Here is a 17,177-nt window from a genome sequence, read left to right on the forward strand (position 1 = left end):
CGAAGCCGGGCGTCGGACGGCGCATTCCTCGGCACTTGGCTCGCGCGGCTACGGTTGCCGCGACGAACGATGCAGCGGGTGGTCGGCCGTGGCCGCATGGTCCCGTGACGGATGAAACGGGAACCCGGACGTCTCACGACGTCCGGGCCGGCCGGCACCGCCCCTGCGGCTGACGCGAATCAACCGAGGCCGCCGGAACGGCAGAACTCGGCGAGCACGTCGAGGCCGCGCGCCGGTTCCCGCACGAACGGATTCGACTCGTCCCACGCGTAGCCGGCGAGGATCGAGCACACCATCCGCTTCACGTCGGATGCCTTGTCTTCATGAAACACGATGTCCTGCAGCGACCCTGAATACCAGCGCTCGACGAAAGCGCGGAACGTGTCGATGCCCTTGCGCAACGCGACGTCGTAATCGGTCGCCCAATCGACGGCCTCGCCGCGCAACTGCCGTTCGAGCACGGCAACCGCCAGATGGGCCGACCGCAGCGCGATCGTCACGCCCGACGAGAAGATCGGATCGAGGAATTCGCCCGCGTTACCAAGCAGCGCATAGCCGCGGCCGTGCAGGGACGCGACATTCGACGCATAGCCCGAGATGCGACGCACCGGCATCACGAACGGCTTGCTGCCGACAAGCCGCGACAGTGTCGGCTCACTCTGCAGCAATTCGCGCAACCGCGATTCCTGCTGCGCTTCCGGCACGTCCAGGAATGCGGCATCGGCCACGCATCCGACCGACGAACGCCCGTTCGTCAGCGGGATCATCCAGAACCACACATCGCGTCGCTCCGGATGAACGGCGATGCAGATCTTGTCGCGATCGGTCGAGCCGGCCGGCAGGTTATCTTCGACGTGCGAAAAGATCGCCGCGCGCGTCGGCAGGCCGGTCGGCGCCTCGAGTCCCAGCAGGCGCGGCAACACGCGGCCGAACCCGCTCGCATCGAGTACGAACGACGCTTGAACGGAATATTCGTGACCGGCTTCGTCGACGACATCGAGCCGCGGCGTATCGCCAGGCTCGAAAGCACGCACGGTATGACCGAATCGAACGTCCGCGCCCTGCTCGGCTGCGCAGCGGATCAGCAGATCGTCGAACGCAGCGCGTTCGACCTGGTAGGCCGTTCCCCAGCCCTCGGAAAATTTTTCGCGGAAATCGAACGACGACATCCTGTCGCGATAGACGAAATACGCGCCGTTCTTGAACTGGAAGCCGGCCTCGACGACAGCCCGCAGCATGCCCGCTTCTTCGAGATACCGCATGCTCTGGGGCAACAGGCTTTCTCCGATCGAGAAGCGCGGAAAATGCTGGCGTTCGAGCACCAGCACCGAGCGCCCGGCCTTGCGCAGCAGCGCGGCCGCGACGGCACCGGACGGCCCTGCGCCGATGATCGCGACGTCGATCGAATTCGATTTCATTTCACTCATGCTTGCCAATTCACTTCGATTGATTGGATATCTTACGTTTCTCACACCACGATTTGACGTTGCAAACTACAATAGGCGCTCAACAAATCCAAGATTCCGCCGAGAGACCCATGACGTCCTACCGCACGCGCGCTCCCGCTTATGTTCCCGAAACCCGATTCGGCATCTGGTTTCTTCGCACGCATACCTGGGAACATCACGTGCTCAGGGTGGCCATCGACGATCTGAAGCGGCTTGTCGCGGCGCCGCTGCCGACGGCGCCCGTCATCCTCGATGCAGGCTGCGGACAGGGCAAGTCGTTCCGCCTGCTGAGCGAAGCGTTCTCGCCCGGCAAGATCATCGGTATCGATTGCCACGACGACTCGCTCGAGCATGCGTCGGAAGAGGCGCATCGCTGCGCAACGCCCGTCGAACTCCATCACGCCGACTGCACGCAGATTCCGCTCCCCGATTCGAGCGTCGACATCGTGTTCTGCCATCAGACCTTCCACCACCTCGTCGACCAGGAGCATGCGCTGGCCGATTTTCGCCGCGTGCTGAAACCCGGCGGGTTGCTGCTGTTCGCCGAATCGACCGATGCCTACATCAAGTCCTGGGTGATCCGGCTGCTGTTCCGTCACCCGATGGAAGTTCAGAAAAGCGCAGACGGCTACCTTGCGATGCTCCGCCACGCCGGATTTGCATTCGAAGCCCGCAACGTGTCGTTTCCCTACCTGTGGTGGAGCCGTGCGAAAGACTTCGGCCTGCTCGAGCGCATCGGCCTGTATGCGCCGAAGCCCGGCCGCCGCCGCGAGACGCTCGTCAACGTCGCCGCACGCAAACCTGCGTGAGCGAACAAGGCCGCCGTCCGGCGGCCTCTTCCAGCCCGGTTACTGCTTCAACGTCACCACTTCGCCAGTCAGTGCTGCCCCTGCCATGACCGCCCCGGCACCGCACGTGAACTCGGTCGCGCTGGATCGCAACACGTTGCGGTAATTGCTCTTGATGCCGATGACGGCATTGCCGCCCTCCTTGCGCGCGCGTGCCTGAAGCTCGATCACGGCCGACAGGAATACGTGCTGGCACGCTGCCTCGTCGCTCTTGCCGAACGAATTGGTCTTCTTGTTGGTTGCGAACGAGCCGTACGACTTGATGACGCGCGGATGCGCCTGATCGCCGAAATAGAGCGCGACGCCGTCATCGAGCTTGCCCGGCTCACTCTTCAATGCGCTCTCGATCGGATAATCGTTGATCGTGTCCCGTGCGTGTGCAGCCGAAGCCGCGAACATCACGCCAAACAGCGCAACTGCAATGCGATATTTCACGTGGACTCCCGTTATTGCGCGTTCAGCTGCACGACGTCACCCGAGACGGCGATCGCACCGGCACTGCCGCTCACGCCGCACGTATATTCGCTCGTCGAATTCGAGCGCTTCTCGTGAAAACGCGTCGTCACGTTGATGACCGCATTCCCGCCATGATTCTTCGCGTAGACGCGAAGACGGTTCAGCGCTTCTGCCAACGCCTGATCGCACGTTTGCTGCTCGGGTTGAGTCCCGCGCTGGACACGCACCGATTCCGAACGCGGACCAATGGTGGTCTTGATATCCGGATGCGGCTGCGCACCGAAATAGACCGCGACGCCGCTCGTATCCGATGCCGTTGCCGCTGCGGGCAGAGGCAGCGAACGGACCACGGTGCCGCACCCCGTCAGCAATGACGCCGCGACCAACATGCCGGCCAGATGTCCTTTGTGCTTCATTGTTATCGTCCTCTCAGCTCAGTAGGTTCACATCAATCGCCCTTCCAGGCGTCCAACAACAGACTTGCACAGCTGCCGCCGAATCCGAACGAAATCGACAGCGCGCGCTCGATTGCCCCTTCACGCGCGTCGCGCACGAGCGGCATGCCGTCGATTGCGGGATCAGCCTCGTTGCCGACTGCCGTGCCCGCAACGAACCCGTCGCGCATCATCAGGATCGTATAAATCGCTTCGTGCGCCCCGCTTGCGCCGAGCGGATGCCCCGTCATGCCTTTCGTCGACGAAAACGCCGGCACATCGCCACGGAATACGTCGACGAGCGCCTTCAGCTCCTCGATGTCGCCAAGCGGTGTCGACGGCGCGTGCGTATTGACGTAGTCCGGGTGTCGTCCGCCGCCGTCCAGCGCGCCACGCATTGCCCGCGCGATCCCGTGCGCGTGAGGCGTCGCCATGCCGGCGCTGTCCGTGCATTGACCGAACCCGGCGACTTCCGCGTAAACGCGCGCGCCACGCGCACGCGCGTGCTCGAGCGATTCGAGCACGAGAATGCCTGCGCCGGATGCGATCACGAAGCCGTCGCGGCCAAGCGCATACGGGCGCGACGCGCTGTCCGGCGTATCGTTGAAACTGCTGGACAACGCGCCCATCGCGTCGAACATCAACGTCATGTTGTCGTGCAGTGCCTCGCTTCCGCCCGCCAGCACGATGTCCTGGCAGCCGGACCGGATCAATTGCGTCGCCTGGCCTATCGCGAGCGCCGAGCTCGTGCATGCGGACGATGGCGAGTACGACACGCCCTCGATGCCGAACAACTGCGCAACGCACGCCGACGCCGTGCTGCTCATCGCCTTCGGGACGACATAGGGTGGTGTCTTGTCGATGCCGCGATGTTGCGCAATCGCCATCGCATCGTCGTAATCGGCCATCGAACCGATTCCCGACCCGACGATCGCGCCCGCGCGCGGCGAACGAAGTACCGCGGCATCGAGGCCCGCGTCGTCGAGCGCCGAGGCGGCGGCATGCGCGGCAAAGCGCGCCGTGTCGCCCATGAATCGTTCGTGCTTGCGCGAGAACCGCGCAGCCGAGGCGACCGATGCCACCCCTGCGACCTGGCTGCGAAAACCGCGCTCGCGCCAAGCGTTCACGCGGCTCACACCCGAGCGACCGGCGCGCAGCGCCGCCGATACTTCGTCTAGCGAATTACCGAGACACGACACGATACCGAGTCCCGTGACGACGACGCGCGCCGTCACGGGGCAGCTCGCCGGAAGATCAACGACGTGTTGATCCCGCCGAATGCGAAGTTGTTGCTCATCACGAACTCCGCATCGATCCGGCGCGCGTCGCCGATGATGTAGTCGAGCGATGCGCAAGCCGGATCGACCGTGTCGAGATTGAGCGTCGGCGCATACCAGTTGCGTTTCATCATCTCGATCGTCCACCACGCCTCGAGCGCGCCGCATGCGCCGAGCGTGTGGCCCACATAGCTCTTCAGCGAACTGATCGGCATACGCTCGCCGAACACGGACGCCGTCGCATGACTTTCCGCCACATCGCCTCGATCGGTCGAAGTGCCGTGCGCGTTGACGTAGCCGATTGCACCGGCATCGAGCCCCGCATCGTCCAGCGACAGACGCATGGCGACCGCCATCGTCTCGGCCGTCGGTTGCGTGATGTGCGCGCCGTCGGAATTGCTGCCGAAACCGACGATCTCCGCGTGGATCGTCGCGCCGCGTGCGATCGCGTGCTCGTATTCCTCGAGCACGAGCGTCGCCGCGCCTTCGCCGACCACCAGGCCGTCACGATCGACATCGAACGGGCGCGGCGTGAGGTTCGCGTCGTCGTTGCGCGTGCTGGTCGCGTACAACGTATCGAACACCGCCACCGCCGGACCCGACAATTCTTCCGCACCGCCGGCCAGCATCAGCGTCTGCTTGCCCGTCGCGATCGCCTCGTACGCATAGCCGATCGCCTGGCTGCCGGACGCGCAGGCGGACGACGTCGGCACGATCCGGCCTTTCAGATCCCAGAACAGGCTGACGTTGACCGCCGTCGTGTGCGGCATCATCTGCACGTAACTGTTCGATGTGACGTCCCGCATCGAGCCCGTCTCGATCATCGTGCCGAATGCGCGGATCGGGTCGACCGATCCCGACGACGATCCGTACGCAACGCCCATCCGGCCGTCCCGGATCGACGGATCGTCGGTCAGCCGCGCATCCGCGAGCGCGAGCTCGCTCGCGCGCACCGCGTACATCGAAACCGGCCCCATCGAGCGCGTCTTCTTGCGCGGATACGTGCCCGGCACCTCGAAGCCCGGCAACGGGCACGCAAGCCGCGTATGCAGCGCTTCGTAGCAGTCCCATTCCGGCATGCGCCGGACCGCATTGCGCCCGTCGCGCAAGCGCGCCTCGATTTCCGGCCAGCTTTGACCGAAGGCGGTCACCCCGCCCATCCCCGTCACGACCACTCGCTTCATCACACCATCCCGCCATTGACGCCGATGACTTGCCGGGTGACGTAGGTCGCCGCATCCGACATCAGGAAGCCGACGACCGCCGCGACTTCGTCGGGTTGGCCAACGCGGCCCATCGGCACCGCTTTCAACGCGTGCTCCAGCGGCACGTCGTCGAGCATGCCGGTGTCGACCAGCCCGGGAGCAACGCAATTGACCGTGATCTTTCGCGATGCCAGCTCGACCGCCAGCGCCTTGGTCGCGCCGATCAGACCGGCCTTCGCGGCGCTGTAGTTGACCTGACCGCGATTGCCCGTCACGCCCGACACGGACGCGATCGTCACGATGCGGCCGCCACTGCGCAGCCGCACCATCGGCATCGTCAGCGGATGAACGATGTTGTAGAACCCGTCCAGCCCGGTTTCGATCACGACGTCCCAGTCCTCTTCCGACAACGCCGGAAATGCACCATCCCGCGTCACGCCTGCATTGCAGACGATCCCGTAGTACGCGCCGTTCGCCTCGACGTCGGCCTCCAGCTCGCGCCGGCACGCGGCGCGGTCGCGCACGTCGAACTGCAGCACGCTGGCCGTGCCGCCCTGCGCGCGAATCGTCGCGGCGACCGCCTCCGCAGCCTCGCGTCCGGTGCGGCAATGAACCGTTACGGCGAAGCCGTCCGACGCCACGCGCAGTGCCACGGCGCGGCCGATGCCGCGGCTCGCTCCTGTCACGAGAACTCGCCGAGTCATGAATTGAAGCTCCCTTCGATAAAAGATTGGAAATCGTTCGGTTGGTACACCTTGACGACGGCTTCCGCGCAACAATGGCCTTCGGCATGAATCGCGCATTCGTATGCGCCGTGCCCTTCGTCGCCACGCAACAGTTCCCGCGCGACGATGCGCAGAACCGTGTCGGCGCCGAACGTCGCGCGATGCGCGACATAACGGTTGGCGCCGAGCAGCACGCCCGGCTTCGCGCGGCCGCCCGCATGCGCGGCAAGCAGGCCGACGTGCGCGGCGATCGCCTGCGCCATCAGCTCGATGCCGATCCACGCCGGCATCGCCCCGCTGCCGTCGGCATACCACGCATCGGGGCGCACGGTCGCACGCACCTCGATGCCGGTTTCCGAGCAGCGCTCGATCGCATCGAGCAGCAGCATCGTGCCGCGATGCGGCAATACGTCCGGCACATTTCCGACCGGAATGTCCGCGCCGCCGTGCAGCGCGTCGATCAATGGTCCGGCATGCATGTCAGGCTCCCAGAATCAGGCTGGCATTGCTGCCGCCGAAGGCGAACGAATTGCTCATTACATAGCGTCCTGACGCACCGCCCGCGAGGCGGCGTTCGCCGTGGACGAGATCGAGCCGCGGCAACGCCGGATCGTGTTCGCCGTCCCACACGTGTGTCGGCAGCGGGATCCCGCGGGCCAGCGTCAGCCAGCCGAATCCGAGCTCGGTCGCGCCAGCCGCGCCAAGCATGTGCCCCGTCAGCGGCTTGGTCCCGCTCGCCGGAACCCCGTGCGGAAACACCCTCGCCGTCACCTTCGCTTCCATTTCGTCGTTCAGGCGGGTCGCCGTCGCGTGCAGGTTCACATAGCCGATCGCGGACGAATCCACACCGGCGTCCGCGAGCGCGCCGCGCAGCGCGTCCTCCGCGCCGTATCCCGCCGGGTCCGGTGCCGAGATGTGATGCGCGTCGCTCGACTCGCCGACGCCGGCCAGCCTGACCGCGGCTTCATCGCGGCACATCACGAACAGCGCCGCGCCTTCGCCGATATTGATGCCGCTCCGGTTCCGGCTCATCGGATTGGTCCGCGCCGGGCTGACCGATTCGAGCGACGCGAAGCCTTGCAAGGTGAGCTCGCACAGCGAATCCGCTCCGCCGACAACGACTGCGTCGCACAGCCTCAACTGCAACAGACGACGCGCGGCTGCAAATGCCTTCGCGCTCGACGTGCATGCCGTCGACAACGTGTACGCCGGCCCGCCCACACCCAGCACCGCGCGCACGAACGGCGCCGCCGTGCCGATTTCCATCTGCCTGTAGTCGAAGGCGGCGGGCATCGCACCCGTTGCGGCACGCTGTGCGAACGCCTGCTCTGCCGCCTGGATTCCTGACGTACTCGTGCCGATCACCACGCCGACCCGGCGCGGGCCGTAACGCGCGATCGCCGCGTCGACGAACGATCCAATCTGCGCCAGCGCCGCAAGCAGCAGGCGATTGTTCCTGCAATCGAAATGCGCAAGGGATTCGGGCGGCGCAACGTCGAGTGTCGATCGCACGCGCCCGACCCAGCCGCCGGCCGGAACATCGGTGCGCGGCTGCATGCCAGGCGAGATGCCGGCGCGCAATGCGTCGACGATCTCGTCGGTGGTCGCGCCAAGCGCGTTGATCATTCCCGGTGCCGACAGATAAACCGGCGCCAATTGCGAATTCATGCGCGACACTCCTTCGTGGACGGCGTCGCAAGCGGCGCGAACAGCACGGAAAACACGATGCCCATCGCGAGCGTCGTACCGAAGCTGCGCAGCGCGGGCATCGCGCTCGCGCCGAGCATCCCGAACGACAGCAACGTCGTGGCCGCCGACAGCAGCACGCCGGTCCACACGGCGCCGAGGCCGGATCTGTCCCGGATGCAGCCCTCGCGGAGGAACACCGCATAATTGGCACCCACGCCGAGTACCAGCATCAGCGCGAGCCAGTTGAACAGCGTAAGCGGCACCCGTGCGTAGCCGAACGCCGCAAGCGTCAACGCGATGGCGAACACGACGGGCAACGTCGTCGCGATGCCGCCGCGCACACCGTAGCGCCACATCAGCAGTGCGGCGACCACGACGAGTGCGCCAGCCAGCCACAGGCCGCTGTCGATCCGATAGGCGCCGAACAGGCGCGACACACTCGATGCCTTGTCGACCCACGATACGCCCGGCAGCGTGCGCGCGAGGGCCGCGAAAGTCTCGGCGTTCGTCGCGTCGACCCGCTCGGGAATCGCGAGCGCCACATCGACGGGACCGGCGCCGCCCTCGATTCGCCCGAGCCACAGATGCCGGAACGGCGCCGACCAGTGTGCGGCCAGCCACGTGTCGACGGACAACGTCGCCGAGGCGTTGCGGGAATACGCGTCGATCCACGCGTCGACAACCTCGTCGCGGAAGCCCGCGCGCGTCAGCGTGCCGCGCAGTGCGGCGGCGTCGCCAAACACGTGCGCGCCGAGCACGGCACGGTTGTGCGCCTGCTGCTTCGCCGAAGGCACGAACGTCGTGATCGACTGAACACGACCGACCCGCTGCTGATCGAGCGCCCCGATCAGCGCCTCCGAACGCTCGAGCACCTCTTCAGGCGTCGTGCCCTGAACGACGAAGAACTGTGCCGTGTTCGCCAGCCCGACCGCCGCGCGGATATTGCTTTCCTGTCGCGCGAGGTCCGCATCGCGCTGGATCAGCAGATGAATGTCGTCGTCGCTCTTCAACACAGCCCACCCCGGGATCGCGACCAGCGCAACCAGCATGGCAGCGATCAGCCCGCGCCGGCCGGCCAGCAGCGATTGCCATCCGCTCAGCAAGCGGGCAGCACACGAGAAAACGCCGGACGGCACGCGCCGTGGCGCCTGCGTCAGCATGAGCGGCAAAAAGCCGGTGACGGCCGCGAATGCACTGAGGATCCCGACGATCGCAAAGCACGCGATCTGCTTGAGCGCGGGGAACGGCACCCACATCAGGATCGCGTAGCCGAGCAGACTGGTCGCCAGTGCCACCACGAGTGCGGGCCTGACCGCCGCCGCACCGCGACGCGCGTCCCATTGCCGCCCCGCGGACAGGTACACGACGAAATACTGGATCGAATAATCGACGGCTTCGCCGATCAGGCTCACACCGAACACCAGCGTCAGCAGGTGCAGCTTGCCGAATACGAGCAACGTTGCCGCCAGCGCGCATACGATGCCGAATGCAGTCGACGCAAACGCGAGCACGAGCAGGCGCGGCGAGCGAAATACGCTCATGAGCAGTAGCGCGATGCCGGCCAGCGATACCGCGCCGATCACGTGTACGTCCCGCTCGGCGCTGGCACGCGCGGCTTCCGCATGAAATACCGCGCCAGCGCGGTCGACGCGAACGCCGCGGAAGTCGGTCGCGAGCGCATGTTCCGCATCGGCCGTCGCGACACGCACGGCGTGCTGGATCTTCGACTCGTAGGCCGAGCCCGGCAACGACGTCATCACGAGCACGCCTGTTGCACCATCGCGATGCGACACCAGCATGCCGTCCTCGAGTGACAGACCGGACGCCGCGAGCGGCAGCTCGCCGAGCCAGTGCTGCAACCAGCCGAACGGGTCGTCGGCCAAGGCGGTCTGCAAGCCGTCGACGGGCGGCGCATAGAGACGCCGGATCAATCGTTCGTCGAGTGTGGCACCGCCTTGCTCGAGCGACCTGCGATCCGCGTCGGTCAGCAGACCGAAGCGGGCCGGCATGTACGTGGCCGAGATATCCGAGAGATCGAATGGCGGTACCTCGACGGTCACCGAACGAAATGCGCCGCTGGCGTCGAGCCGCGCGGCAAACGCTTTCGCGGCGGCCTTGGCACGGGCGGCGTCCGGATCGGTCACCAGGTAGACGGTGCGGTTGCCGAGTGCATCACCGAGCATGTCGACCGCTCGCTCGGCAACCGGGTTTGCCTCGGTAGCCGGCAGCAACGCGAGCAGGTTCGTCTGCAACGGCGCGGCTCCGCTCGAGAAGCGCCACACGATGTATGCGGCCGCCGCGAGCGCAACGAGCAACCATGCACCACACAGCACGCGCCGCCGCGCGCGCACGCCCGATGTGTCGACGACATCACGCGCCGCATCCATCACCGCGCCTCCAGCCACGCGCGCTCGACCGGCGCAGGCCCCTCGACCGGCGTCGGTCGGGCAAACTCCAGCGCGGTCACATTGCCGTTGGCGAAAGTCAACTCGAGCCGGCCGAGATAGGTGCCGCCGCTCATTTCGAGCACGCGGACCGCCTGGGCGAGCTGCGGCTGATTCGGCCGCAACACCATCCTCCACCGTTCCGGCGTTCCGCTCGCATCGACGTCGAATTGCGCGTACAGCGCCGACAGGTCGCCCCCGAGCATGTCGCGCATCATGCGCGACACTTGCGCGACCCCGCGACCGCCACCGCCGGGCGCAACGAGGTGCACGTCCGCGCCGACCTCGCGCACGCCGTTATCGGTGATCACGTAGGCGGCCTTGTAAGGCGTCTCGACTCGCCAGACGACGCCCGACCTGCGATCGAACAACATCGATCCAGTGCTGACAAGCGGCTGCTTCATCGCCGCCAGCGTCTGAGTCTGCCGAAAGTCCGCGCGAATCGCGCCGACCCGCGCGAGCCGCGCCGCAACCTCGGAAACGAGCGCGGCATTCGCCGGCCGAGACGCCGCAACCGGCGCCGGGGCGGCCAATGCCGCGCAGCCGGAGAGCGCGATGCCTGCGGCCAGCGTCACCGCCGCAAACCGTCGGTAGTGCGAATTCAGACCCATCGTGCGTGCACCTTTTCGATCAGGGCCGGCGGCGACACGAACTGCAGTTCGCGCGTCGTCGCATCGACCGCCAGTTGCACCGTATATCCCTTCGTCAAGCGCTCGCCGGACACCGCGTCGACGATTTCGTATCCGATCTTCAGCCGGTTCTCGAATTCGAGCAGCGTCGCGCGTACGTCGAGCTGCTGACTGTAATGGGCCGGGCGAACGTACTTCAGATGCGCCTCCACCACCGGCCACATGTAGCCCGACGCCAGCATCGCCGGATAGTCGTAGTCGATCATGCGCAGCAACGCGGCGCGACTACTTTCGAAGTACTTCAAGTAATGGCCGTGCCAGCAGACGTTCATGGCATCGACATCGTGAAACAGGACCTCGACACGGGCTGTCGCGGTCAGCGGTGAACGAGATGCGCTCATGCCACCTCCCCGTGCCCGATTCCGCCGTACGAGCCGCCGATCGGCTCGCATGCGGCCAGGCGCGCGGTCAACGCGCGCAACTCCGCTTCGAGCGGCCGGTCCTCGACCACCAGCGGCGATTGACGATCCACCTCATCGACAAACGCACGAAGCGCGGGCGAAAGCTGCGTGCGCGGATCATCGCGAAGTCGCAGCCGGGTAGCCTGCACGGTCGCGAGCACATGCGCCGCGGCGACCTGTTCGGTCAAGGTCAGAACACGCAGGCAATCGCGCGCGGCAATCGTTCCCATGCTGACCTTGTCCTGATTGTGCGACTCCGTCGAGCGGGAGAACACGCTCGCCGGCATCGTCAGCTTCAGCGCCTCCGCCGTCCACGCGGAAGACGAGATCTGCACGGCCTTGAACCCGTGGTTGATCGCGGCGCGCTCCGGGCCGGCGCCCGTCAGATTGCGCGGCAGTCCGTTGCTGAACTTGTCGTCGACCAGCAGCGCGAGCTGGCGATCCATCAGGTCCGCGAGGTTGGCTACCGCCGTCTTGAGCGCATCCATCGCGAACGCGATATGACCGCCGTAGAAATTGCCGCCGTGCAGTACGCACCCTTCGTCCGGGTCGATCAGCGGGTTGTCGTTCGCACTATTCAGCTCGTTCTCGATATCGCGGCGCATCCACGACAACGCGTCGCGCGCCACGCCGATCACGTGCGGTGCGCAGCGCACCGAATAGCGGTCCTGCAGCCGGCGTCCGGGCAATTCGTCGCGCCCGGCCAGGTCGGCGCGTATCCACGCCGCCGCCTCTGCTTGTCCCGCGTGCGGTTTCGCGTCGAACAGCCGCGCATCGAAGTGCCCGGCCCGGCCGTCGAGCGCAACGGTGGTCAATGCGGTCAGGCGGGCCGCCACCCGAGTCAGGTGGTCGGCGCGCGCAAACGCGAGACAGGCCAGCCCCGTCATGACCGCCGTGCCGTTCATCAACGCGAGCCCTTCCTTCGGCGCGAGCGTCAGCGGCGTGCGGTCGATTGCATGCCATGCCTCGCGCGCGTCCCGCTCGCTGCCGTCGAACAAGACGGTGCGCTCGCCGACCAGCGCAGCGGCGACGTAGGACAGTGGTGTCAGGTCGCCGCTCGCGCCGACCGAGCCTTCCGACGGAATGCGAGGCAGGATGCGGTGATTCATCATGTCGGCCAGCCGTTCCAGCAGCGTGAACCGCACGCCCGAGTAGCCGAAGGCGAGCGAGTTGAGCCGTGCCACGATGATGGACAACGTTTGCGTCGCATCGAACCAGTCACCCATGCCGCACCCGTGATAGCGGGTCAGCTGCAGCGGCAGCGCTTCGACGAGCGACGGCGGCACCTCCACCACGCAGGCGTCGCCATATCCGGTGGTGACGCCATACAGCGTGCCGCCATTCGCGAGATAGTCGCGCAGCCAGGTTGCGCCGCGCTCGATCCGCGCGCGCCATTCGGGCCCCGCGTTCAGTGCGACGGGCGCACCGTCGCGAGCGATCGCCACGACGTCCTCGATCGTCAGATGCCGGCCCCCGACCACGACGGCCGGCCGGTTCGGATTCGCGGCGATGCATGCCGCGACGTCGTTCATGTCATGCTCGGCCACGCGGACCTCCACCGGGCCGCGCCCAGAAATCGAAGAAGTTGAACCATTGGTAGGGAGCCTTGCGGCAATAGTGTTCGAGCCGCGCGGCATAGCGCTGCGCCCACGTCGCGACGTGTTCGGCGCGCTCGCGACGCGGCAGCTCGATCCGGTCGGCGAACGGCTCGAAATAGAGGCGGTAGCCGCGCGCCTCCTTCAGGCAGAAGAACAGGTAGACCGGGCACCCGAGCGCGTGGGCAAGGATATACGGGCCCTGCGCGAACGGCGCTGTTGCATCGAGAAAGCGGGCGTCGACCGTTTTACCGGCATCATGCGGCGGCACGCGGTCGCCGACGATCACGAGCAACTCTCCCGCGTCGATGCGCGACTGCATCATCATCGCCGTATCCGGTCCGAAGTCCGACACCTCGACGAGCTGCTTGCCGAATTCCGGATTCGCAGCGGCGAGCACGCCGGTAAAGCGCTTCGCATGCTCGGTGTACACGATCGCCGTCACCTTCGTGTGTGCATCGCGCAGCGCCAGTGCCCGTGTCATCTCCAGATTGCCCAGATGCGCGCCGATCACGAGCGCGCCGCGCCCGCTCGCCGCGAGCGCATCGAACGCGGACGAATCGTCGAAACGCACGTCGAGCTCGTCGAGACGGCCGGACCACGCGACGAACTTGTCGAATCCTGCCTGCGCAAAGGCAAGCATGTGCCGGTAAGCACTGCGCCATCCCGGCTTCGGCACGGCCGCCGCTCGCGCATCGCGCAGGCGCGCGATATACGCATGCGACGCGGTGCGCGCCGTGCGATTCGTCAGCACGAAATATCCGACGACGGGATGCAGCCAGAACGACGTGAAGCCCTTGCCGAACAAACGGCAGCTGAGCGCGAGCAATGCCATGCCGATCCGGCTGCCGCGCTCCGGCACGCGCCACCACGCGCGCGTGCGGCCGGCGGGCGACACGCCGCGCCGCCCGACCAGACGGCGTGCGAGCAGCATCGGCGCGCGCACGAGCATCCCGGCGACGAGCCGCGTGTGGCTCAGGCTGATGCGCGCGTTGTCGCGCCAGACATCGAAATGGGACACGCCGTCGGCGGGGTAGATCACACGCGTCGGAATCGTCCTGAACGCCAGGCCGCGCCAGTGAAGACGGACCAGGATTTCGCTGTCGAACGCCATCCGCGTCGGCATCGATACCGCGTCGATCAGCTCGCAGACGACGTCGACCGGATAAAGACGAAACCCGCACATCGCATCGGGAATGTCCAGCGACAGCGTTTCGATCCATACCCATGCATGCGTAAGGTAACGGCCGTACAGGCGCGCCTTCGGCACGCTATCGTCGAAACGCGGCCGGCCGAGGATCACGGCGTCCGGCTCGGCCTGCGCGGCGGCCACGAACTTCGGCACATCGGCCGCGTCGTGCTGACCATCGGCATCGATCTGGATCGCGTGCCGATAGCCCCGCGCACGCGCGGCGCGCAAACCTTCCATGACCGCCGCGCCCTTTCCGCCGTTGACGGGCAATCGCAGCAGCGTCACGACGCCCGCGTAGCGCGCCGCCAGCGTGGCCAGCACATGTTGCGTCGGCTCGTCGCTGCCGTCGTCGATCACCAGGATCGGCAGGCCGTGCACGGCAAGGCGTGCCAGCGTGCCGCCGATTGCGTCGCGATGGTTGTAGATCGGAATGACGATGCAGGTATCGCTCATCTGGCCGCCATGCCATGGACCAGAACACCCGACGTGCATTCCCGCTCGCCGCGGCGGAACGCGAAGCGCGTGCGTCCGCGTACGGGGTCATGCGCGATACGCAGCGAGAGCACCGCGCCCGGCGGCACCGGTGCCTTGAACTTCAGGTGTTCGACGCAACGGATGTCGCGCACGGTCGGCAGCTCGCGGCCGGCCAGGCGCGCGGCCCAGTCGATTTGCACGACGCCGGGCAGGATCGGCAGCCCCGGAAAATGTCCGTCGAAATGCGCAAGCGTGGGCGGCACGCGCAATTCGTAATGCAACGCTTCGTCGCTACGCCACGAAGCGAGCAGTTCGAAGCCCTCCGGCGTGGCGGTGAAGGCGGCCGCCAGCGCGGCGGCGGGCAACTTGCCGCGCGCATCGAACGGCATCGCATGCAGGAACCGCCAGTAGCGCGGCAATGCGGCCGCGTCGAAGTATTCACCGAGCGCGTGCCGCAACGTCGTGGCAACCGCAACCCGGCCATCCGCCGCCAGCGCATCACGTCCCGCCGCGCTCAATACCGCCACGACGCCGACGTGCGCACGCGTCGTGCCGTCGACCACCACGGCCGCCGCCTGCTCGACGTATGCGTGCGCGAGTATCCGCGCCTCGAGTTCCGGCAGCGACACGCGCTTGCCGTCCAGCTTGACGACGCGATCGCGTCGGCCGGCGAGTGCGAAGCGACCGTGTGCGTCGAATCGTGCGGTGTCGTCGGTGCGGTGCCATCGATCATGGCCGAGATGGGCCGAGCGAACGCACAGCACGCCATCGTCGTCGCAGCGCACGTCGACGCCGGTCAGCGGCTGCCACGCGTGCGCGATGTCCTGGCGGCGCCACGCGATGCCGCCCGTCTCCGTACTGCCGAATATCTCGATTGGCGCGGCACCGAACGCGTCCGAATAGGCCATGGCCGCATCGGCCGGCAACGGGCCGCCCGACGAGAAGAACGCGCATGGCATGGGCGCCCGCATGGGAAAACCTGGCAACGCCGGCCAGCGCATCAGTTGCGACGGCGTGGAGACCACGACACCGCCACCGTATTCGGCCAGACGCTGCTGCAGCTGCAGCGGTTCAAGCACCGGTGACCGGTCGAACGCACGGCCCGCCGCCAGCGGCCAAAGGATTCTGAAAAGGAGTCCGTAGATGTGATGGTGCGGTACGCTCGACAGCGTCACTGCCGCGCCGGTGCGGTCGCCCCATTCGCGCTGCAACGTGCCCACTTCGGCATCGAGCTGCGCAAGCGACTTTCGCACCGGCTTCGCGGCGCCGCTGCTGCCCGACGTGTAGAGCGTCACCGCTGCGGCAGCGTCGATCGGGCAGTTGGAGATTGCAGTTCCGACGTCGGAGTCGTGCCCGCACGCGGCCAATGCCGGCGCATCCAGCACAAGGTCGTATGCATGCGCCAGCTCAGCGAGATAGCCGGGCGCGCTGCTGGCGGGAATCACGACTTCGCCGTGCGCCGCCGCGACCGCGAACAATGCACACGCGAATTCATACGGATCGTCCGTGCAAATCGCGACCCGTCGCGCGCCGCTCGCCTTCACCACGCGCGCAATCGCGCCGGCACGCGCGCGCAGATCGCCCAGCGTCAGCACCTCGGCGCCATCGCGACAGACCGCCGCGCCACTATCCGCTTCGGCACACAGCATCTCGTGCAGCGCGATCATGCGACACCCGTCCGTTCATGCGCGGCCGCAATGAAGAACCGGCGCCACAGCCACTCGCCTGCAACCAACGCGCCGATCAGCACATACGCGATCAACCCGTTGTAAAGCGCCCATCCCGCAGGGCTCCAGTACAGCGCCGTATAGACCGAGAAGCCGCCGTTTGCAATGAAGAATGCGCACCACACCTGTGTGACGCGCCGCGTGTACCGGATGATTTCCGGACTCGGTTCGGGATAGGTCAGTCGTGCGAATTTTTCGATCATGGTCGGACCGTGCCGCAGCGTCGCGCCGAACGCGACCAACAAGCCGACACTCACGCATGCCGGGTAGAGGTGAAGAAGGCGTTCGCTATTGGTCACGGCAATCGCGGCCGACAACACCGTCAATGCGCCCGCCACGCCCCAGTCGAGCGTCGTGAGGCGTTTAAGCGCCTTCGCCAGCGTACCCTTGCCGACCGTGCGCTTCAGCCAGAGCAACGCAACCAGCAGGCAGCCGACGTAACGCGGCGACATGCTCTGCCACGCGAACAGGATGACGAGCGGATAGGCCAGGGTCAGCGTCGCTCTCGCCGCGACGCTTGCCCAGCGCGGCAGGACCGTGCCGGTAGTAGCCCGCATGCCCGTCAACGCCATC

Annotated in this window: 16 protein-coding genes; 1 reads left to right on the forward strand and 15 read right to left on the reverse strand. The window is 66.6% G+C overall.

The window, feature by feature from the left end; genetic code table 11:
* Positions 1-179: 179 nt before the first annotated feature.
* On the reverse strand, positions 180-1,427 hold the full coding sequence (locus HW466_RS03505) for an NAD(P)/FAD-dependent oxidoreductase (RefSeq protein WP_151004130.1): 1,248 nt from the start codon (positions 1,425-1,427) through the stop codon (positions 180-182).
* A 110-nt stretch (positions 1,428-1,537) separates the two neighbouring features.
* On the opposite strand from HW466_RS03505, the gene HW466_RS03510 reads away from it, so the two are divergent.
* Positions 1,538-2,257, forward strand: coding sequence for a class I SAM-dependent methyltransferase (locus tag HW466_RS03510; protein WP_151004128.1), 720 nt, complete (start codon positions 1,538-1,540; stop codon positions 2,255-2,257).
* A gap of 39 nt (positions 2,258-2,296) precedes the next feature.
* Here HW466_RS03510 and HW466_RS03515 read toward each other — a convergent pair whose 3' ends face one another.
* The 14 genes from HW466_RS03515 to HW466_RS03580 are packed head-to-tail and all read right to left on the reverse strand — an operon-like array spanning position 2,297 to position 17,176.
* Positions 2,297-2,695, reverse strand: a complete 399-nt coding sequence (locus HW466_RS03515; RefSeq protein ID WP_059541405.1) for a hypothetical protein — start codon at positions 2,693-2,695, stop codon at positions 2,297-2,299.
* Positions 2,696-2,742: 47 nt separating this feature from the next.
* Positions 2,743-3,168, reverse strand: coding sequence for a signal peptidase (locus HW466_RS03520; RefSeq protein WP_151004126.1), 426 nt, complete (start codon positions 3,166-3,168; stop codon positions 2,743-2,745).
* 32 nt (positions 3,169-3,200) lie between these two features.
* On the reverse strand, positions 3,201-4,421 hold the full coding sequence (locus tag HW466_RS03525) for a beta-ketoacyl synthase N-terminal-like domain-containing protein (RefSeq protein WP_151004124.1): 1,221 nt from the start codon (positions 4,419-4,421) through the stop codon (positions 3,201-3,203).
* Positions 4,418-5,647, reverse strand: a complete 1,230-nt coding sequence (locus HW466_RS03530) for a beta-ketoacyl-ACP synthase (protein ID WP_151004122.1) — start codon at positions 5,645-5,647, stop codon at positions 4,418-4,420. Before HW466_RS03530 ends, HW466_RS03525 begins: the two co-directional genes overlap by 4 nt.
* A complete protein-coding gene (locus HW466_RS03535) occupies positions 5,647-6,372 on the reverse strand; it encodes a 3-ketoacyl-ACP reductase FabG2 (RefSeq protein WP_059507288.1) in 726 nt (241 codons plus the stop codon). The genes HW466_RS03530 and HW466_RS03535 overlap by 1 nt, the downstream gene beginning before the upstream one ends.
* Entirely contained in the window at positions 6,369-6,872 is a 504-nt protein-coding gene (locus HW466_RS03540) for a hotdog family protein (RefSeq protein WP_059507287.1), read from the reverse strand. Before HW466_RS03540 ends, HW466_RS03535 begins: the two co-directional genes overlap by 4 nt.
* 1 nt (position 6,873) lies before the next feature.
* Complete coding sequence (locus HW466_RS03545) at positions 6,874-8,061, reverse strand: beta-ketoacyl-[acyl-carrier-protein] synthase family protein (RefSeq protein WP_060127268.1); 1,188 nt, start codon at positions 8,059-8,061, stop codon at positions 6,874-6,876.
* Complete coding sequence (locus HW466_RS03550; protein WP_151004120.1) at positions 8,058-10,469, reverse strand: MMPL family transporter; 2,412 nt, start codon at positions 10,467-10,469, stop codon at positions 8,058-8,060. The genes HW466_RS03545 and HW466_RS03550 overlap by 4 nt, the downstream gene beginning before the upstream one ends.
* Positions 10,469-11,137 (reverse strand): LolA family protein, encoded by a 669-nt coding sequence (locus tag HW466_RS03555; protein ID WP_151004118.1) that lies wholly within the window; start codon positions 11,135-11,137, stop codon positions 10,469-10,471. Before HW466_RS03555 ends, HW466_RS03550 begins: the two co-directional genes overlap by 1 nt.
* Entirely contained in the window at positions 11,128-11,556 is a 429-nt protein-coding gene (locus HW466_RS03560; RefSeq protein WP_060346441.1) for an acyl-CoA thioesterase, read from the reverse strand. Before HW466_RS03560 ends, HW466_RS03555 begins: the two co-directional genes overlap by 10 nt.
* Positions 11,553-13,163, reverse strand: a complete 1,611-nt coding sequence (locus tag HW466_RS03565; RefSeq protein ID WP_151004116.1) for an HAL/PAL/TAL family ammonia-lyase — start codon at positions 13,161-13,163, stop codon at positions 11,553-11,555. The genes HW466_RS03560 and HW466_RS03565 overlap by 4 nt, the downstream gene beginning before the upstream one ends.
* Positions 13,150-14,856: a glycosyltransferase family 2 protein gene (locus HW466_RS03570; protein WP_174905407.1), complete on the reverse strand. Its 1,707-nt coding sequence runs from the start codon at positions 14,854-14,856 to the stop codon at positions 13,150-13,152. The genes HW466_RS03565 and HW466_RS03570 overlap by 14 nt, the downstream gene beginning before the upstream one ends.
* Positions 14,853-16,544: an ApeI family dehydratase gene (locus tag HW466_RS03575; protein ID WP_151005026.1), complete on the reverse strand. Its 1,692-nt coding sequence runs from the start codon at positions 16,542-16,544 to the stop codon at positions 14,853-14,855. Before HW466_RS03575 ends, HW466_RS03570 begins: the two co-directional genes overlap by 4 nt.
* Complete coding sequence (locus HW466_RS03580; protein WP_151005028.1) at positions 16,541-17,176, reverse strand: COG4648 family protein; 636 nt, start codon at positions 17,174-17,176, stop codon at positions 16,541-16,543. The genes HW466_RS03575 and HW466_RS03580 overlap by 4 nt, the downstream gene beginning before the upstream one ends.
* Between the last annotated feature and the right edge of the window lies 1 nt (position 17,177).

Source organism: Burkholderia territorii, from assembly GCF_902833055.1.
Taxonomy (GTDB): domain Bacteria; phylum Pseudomonadota; class Gammaproteobacteria; order Burkholderiales; family Burkholderiaceae; genus Burkholderia; species Burkholderia territorii.

Bases quoted from the DNA above. Each gene is read 5' to 3' on its own strand.
- HW466_RS03555 (WP_151004118.1), bottom strand. From the start codon at position 11,137: ATGGGTCTGAATTCGCACTACCGACGGTTTGCGGCGGTGACGCTGGCC.
- HW466_RS03560 (WP_060346441.1), bottom strand. From the start codon at position 11,556: ATGAGCGCATCTCGTTCACCGCTGACCGCGACAGCCCGTGTCGAGGTC.
- HW466_RS03570 (WP_174905407.1), bottom strand. From the start codon at position 14,856: ATGAGCGATACCTGCATCGTCATTCCGATCTACAACCATCGCGACGCA.
- HW466_RS03580 (WP_151005028.1), bottom strand. From the start codon at position 17,176: ATGGCGTTGACGGGCATGCGGGCTACTACCGGCACGGTCCTGCCGCGC.
- HW466_RS03510 (WP_151004128.1), top strand. From the start codon at position 1,538: ATGACGTCCTACCGCACGCGCGCTCCCGCTTATGTTCCCGAAACCCGA.
- HW466_RS03515 (WP_059541405.1), bottom strand. From the start codon at position 2,695: ATGTTCGCGGCTTCGGCTGCACACGCACGGGACACGATCAACGATTAT.
- HW466_RS03550 (WP_151004120.1), bottom strand. From the start codon at position 10,469: ATGGATGCGGCGCGTGATGTCGTCGACACATCGGGCGTGCGCGCGCGG.
- HW466_RS03505 (WP_151004130.1), bottom strand. From the start codon at position 1,427: ATGAGTGAAATGAAATCGAATTCGATCGACGTCGCGATCATCGGCGCA.
- HW466_RS03545 (WP_060127268.1), bottom strand. From the start codon at position 8,061: ATGAATTCGCAATTGGCGCCGGTTTATCTGTCGGCACCGGGAATGATC.
- HW466_RS03540 (WP_059507287.1), bottom strand. From the start codon at position 6,872: ATGCATGCCGGACCATTGATCGACGCGCTGCACGGCGGCGCGGACATT.
- HW466_RS03530 (WP_151004122.1), bottom strand. From the start codon at position 5,647: ATGAAGCGAGTGGTCGTGACGGGGATGGGCGGGGTGACCGCCTTCGGT.
- HW466_RS03535 (WP_059507288.1), bottom strand. From the start codon at position 6,372: ATGACTCGGCGAGTTCTCGTGACAGGAGCGAGCCGCGGCATCGGCCGC.
- HW466_RS03575 (WP_151005026.1), bottom strand. From the start codon at position 16,544: ATGATCGCGCTGCACGAGATGCTGTGTGCCGAAGCGGATAGTGGCGCG.
- HW466_RS03520 (WP_151004126.1), bottom strand. From the start codon at position 3,168: ATGAAGCACAAAGGACATCTGGCCGGCATGTTGGTCGCGGCGTCATTG.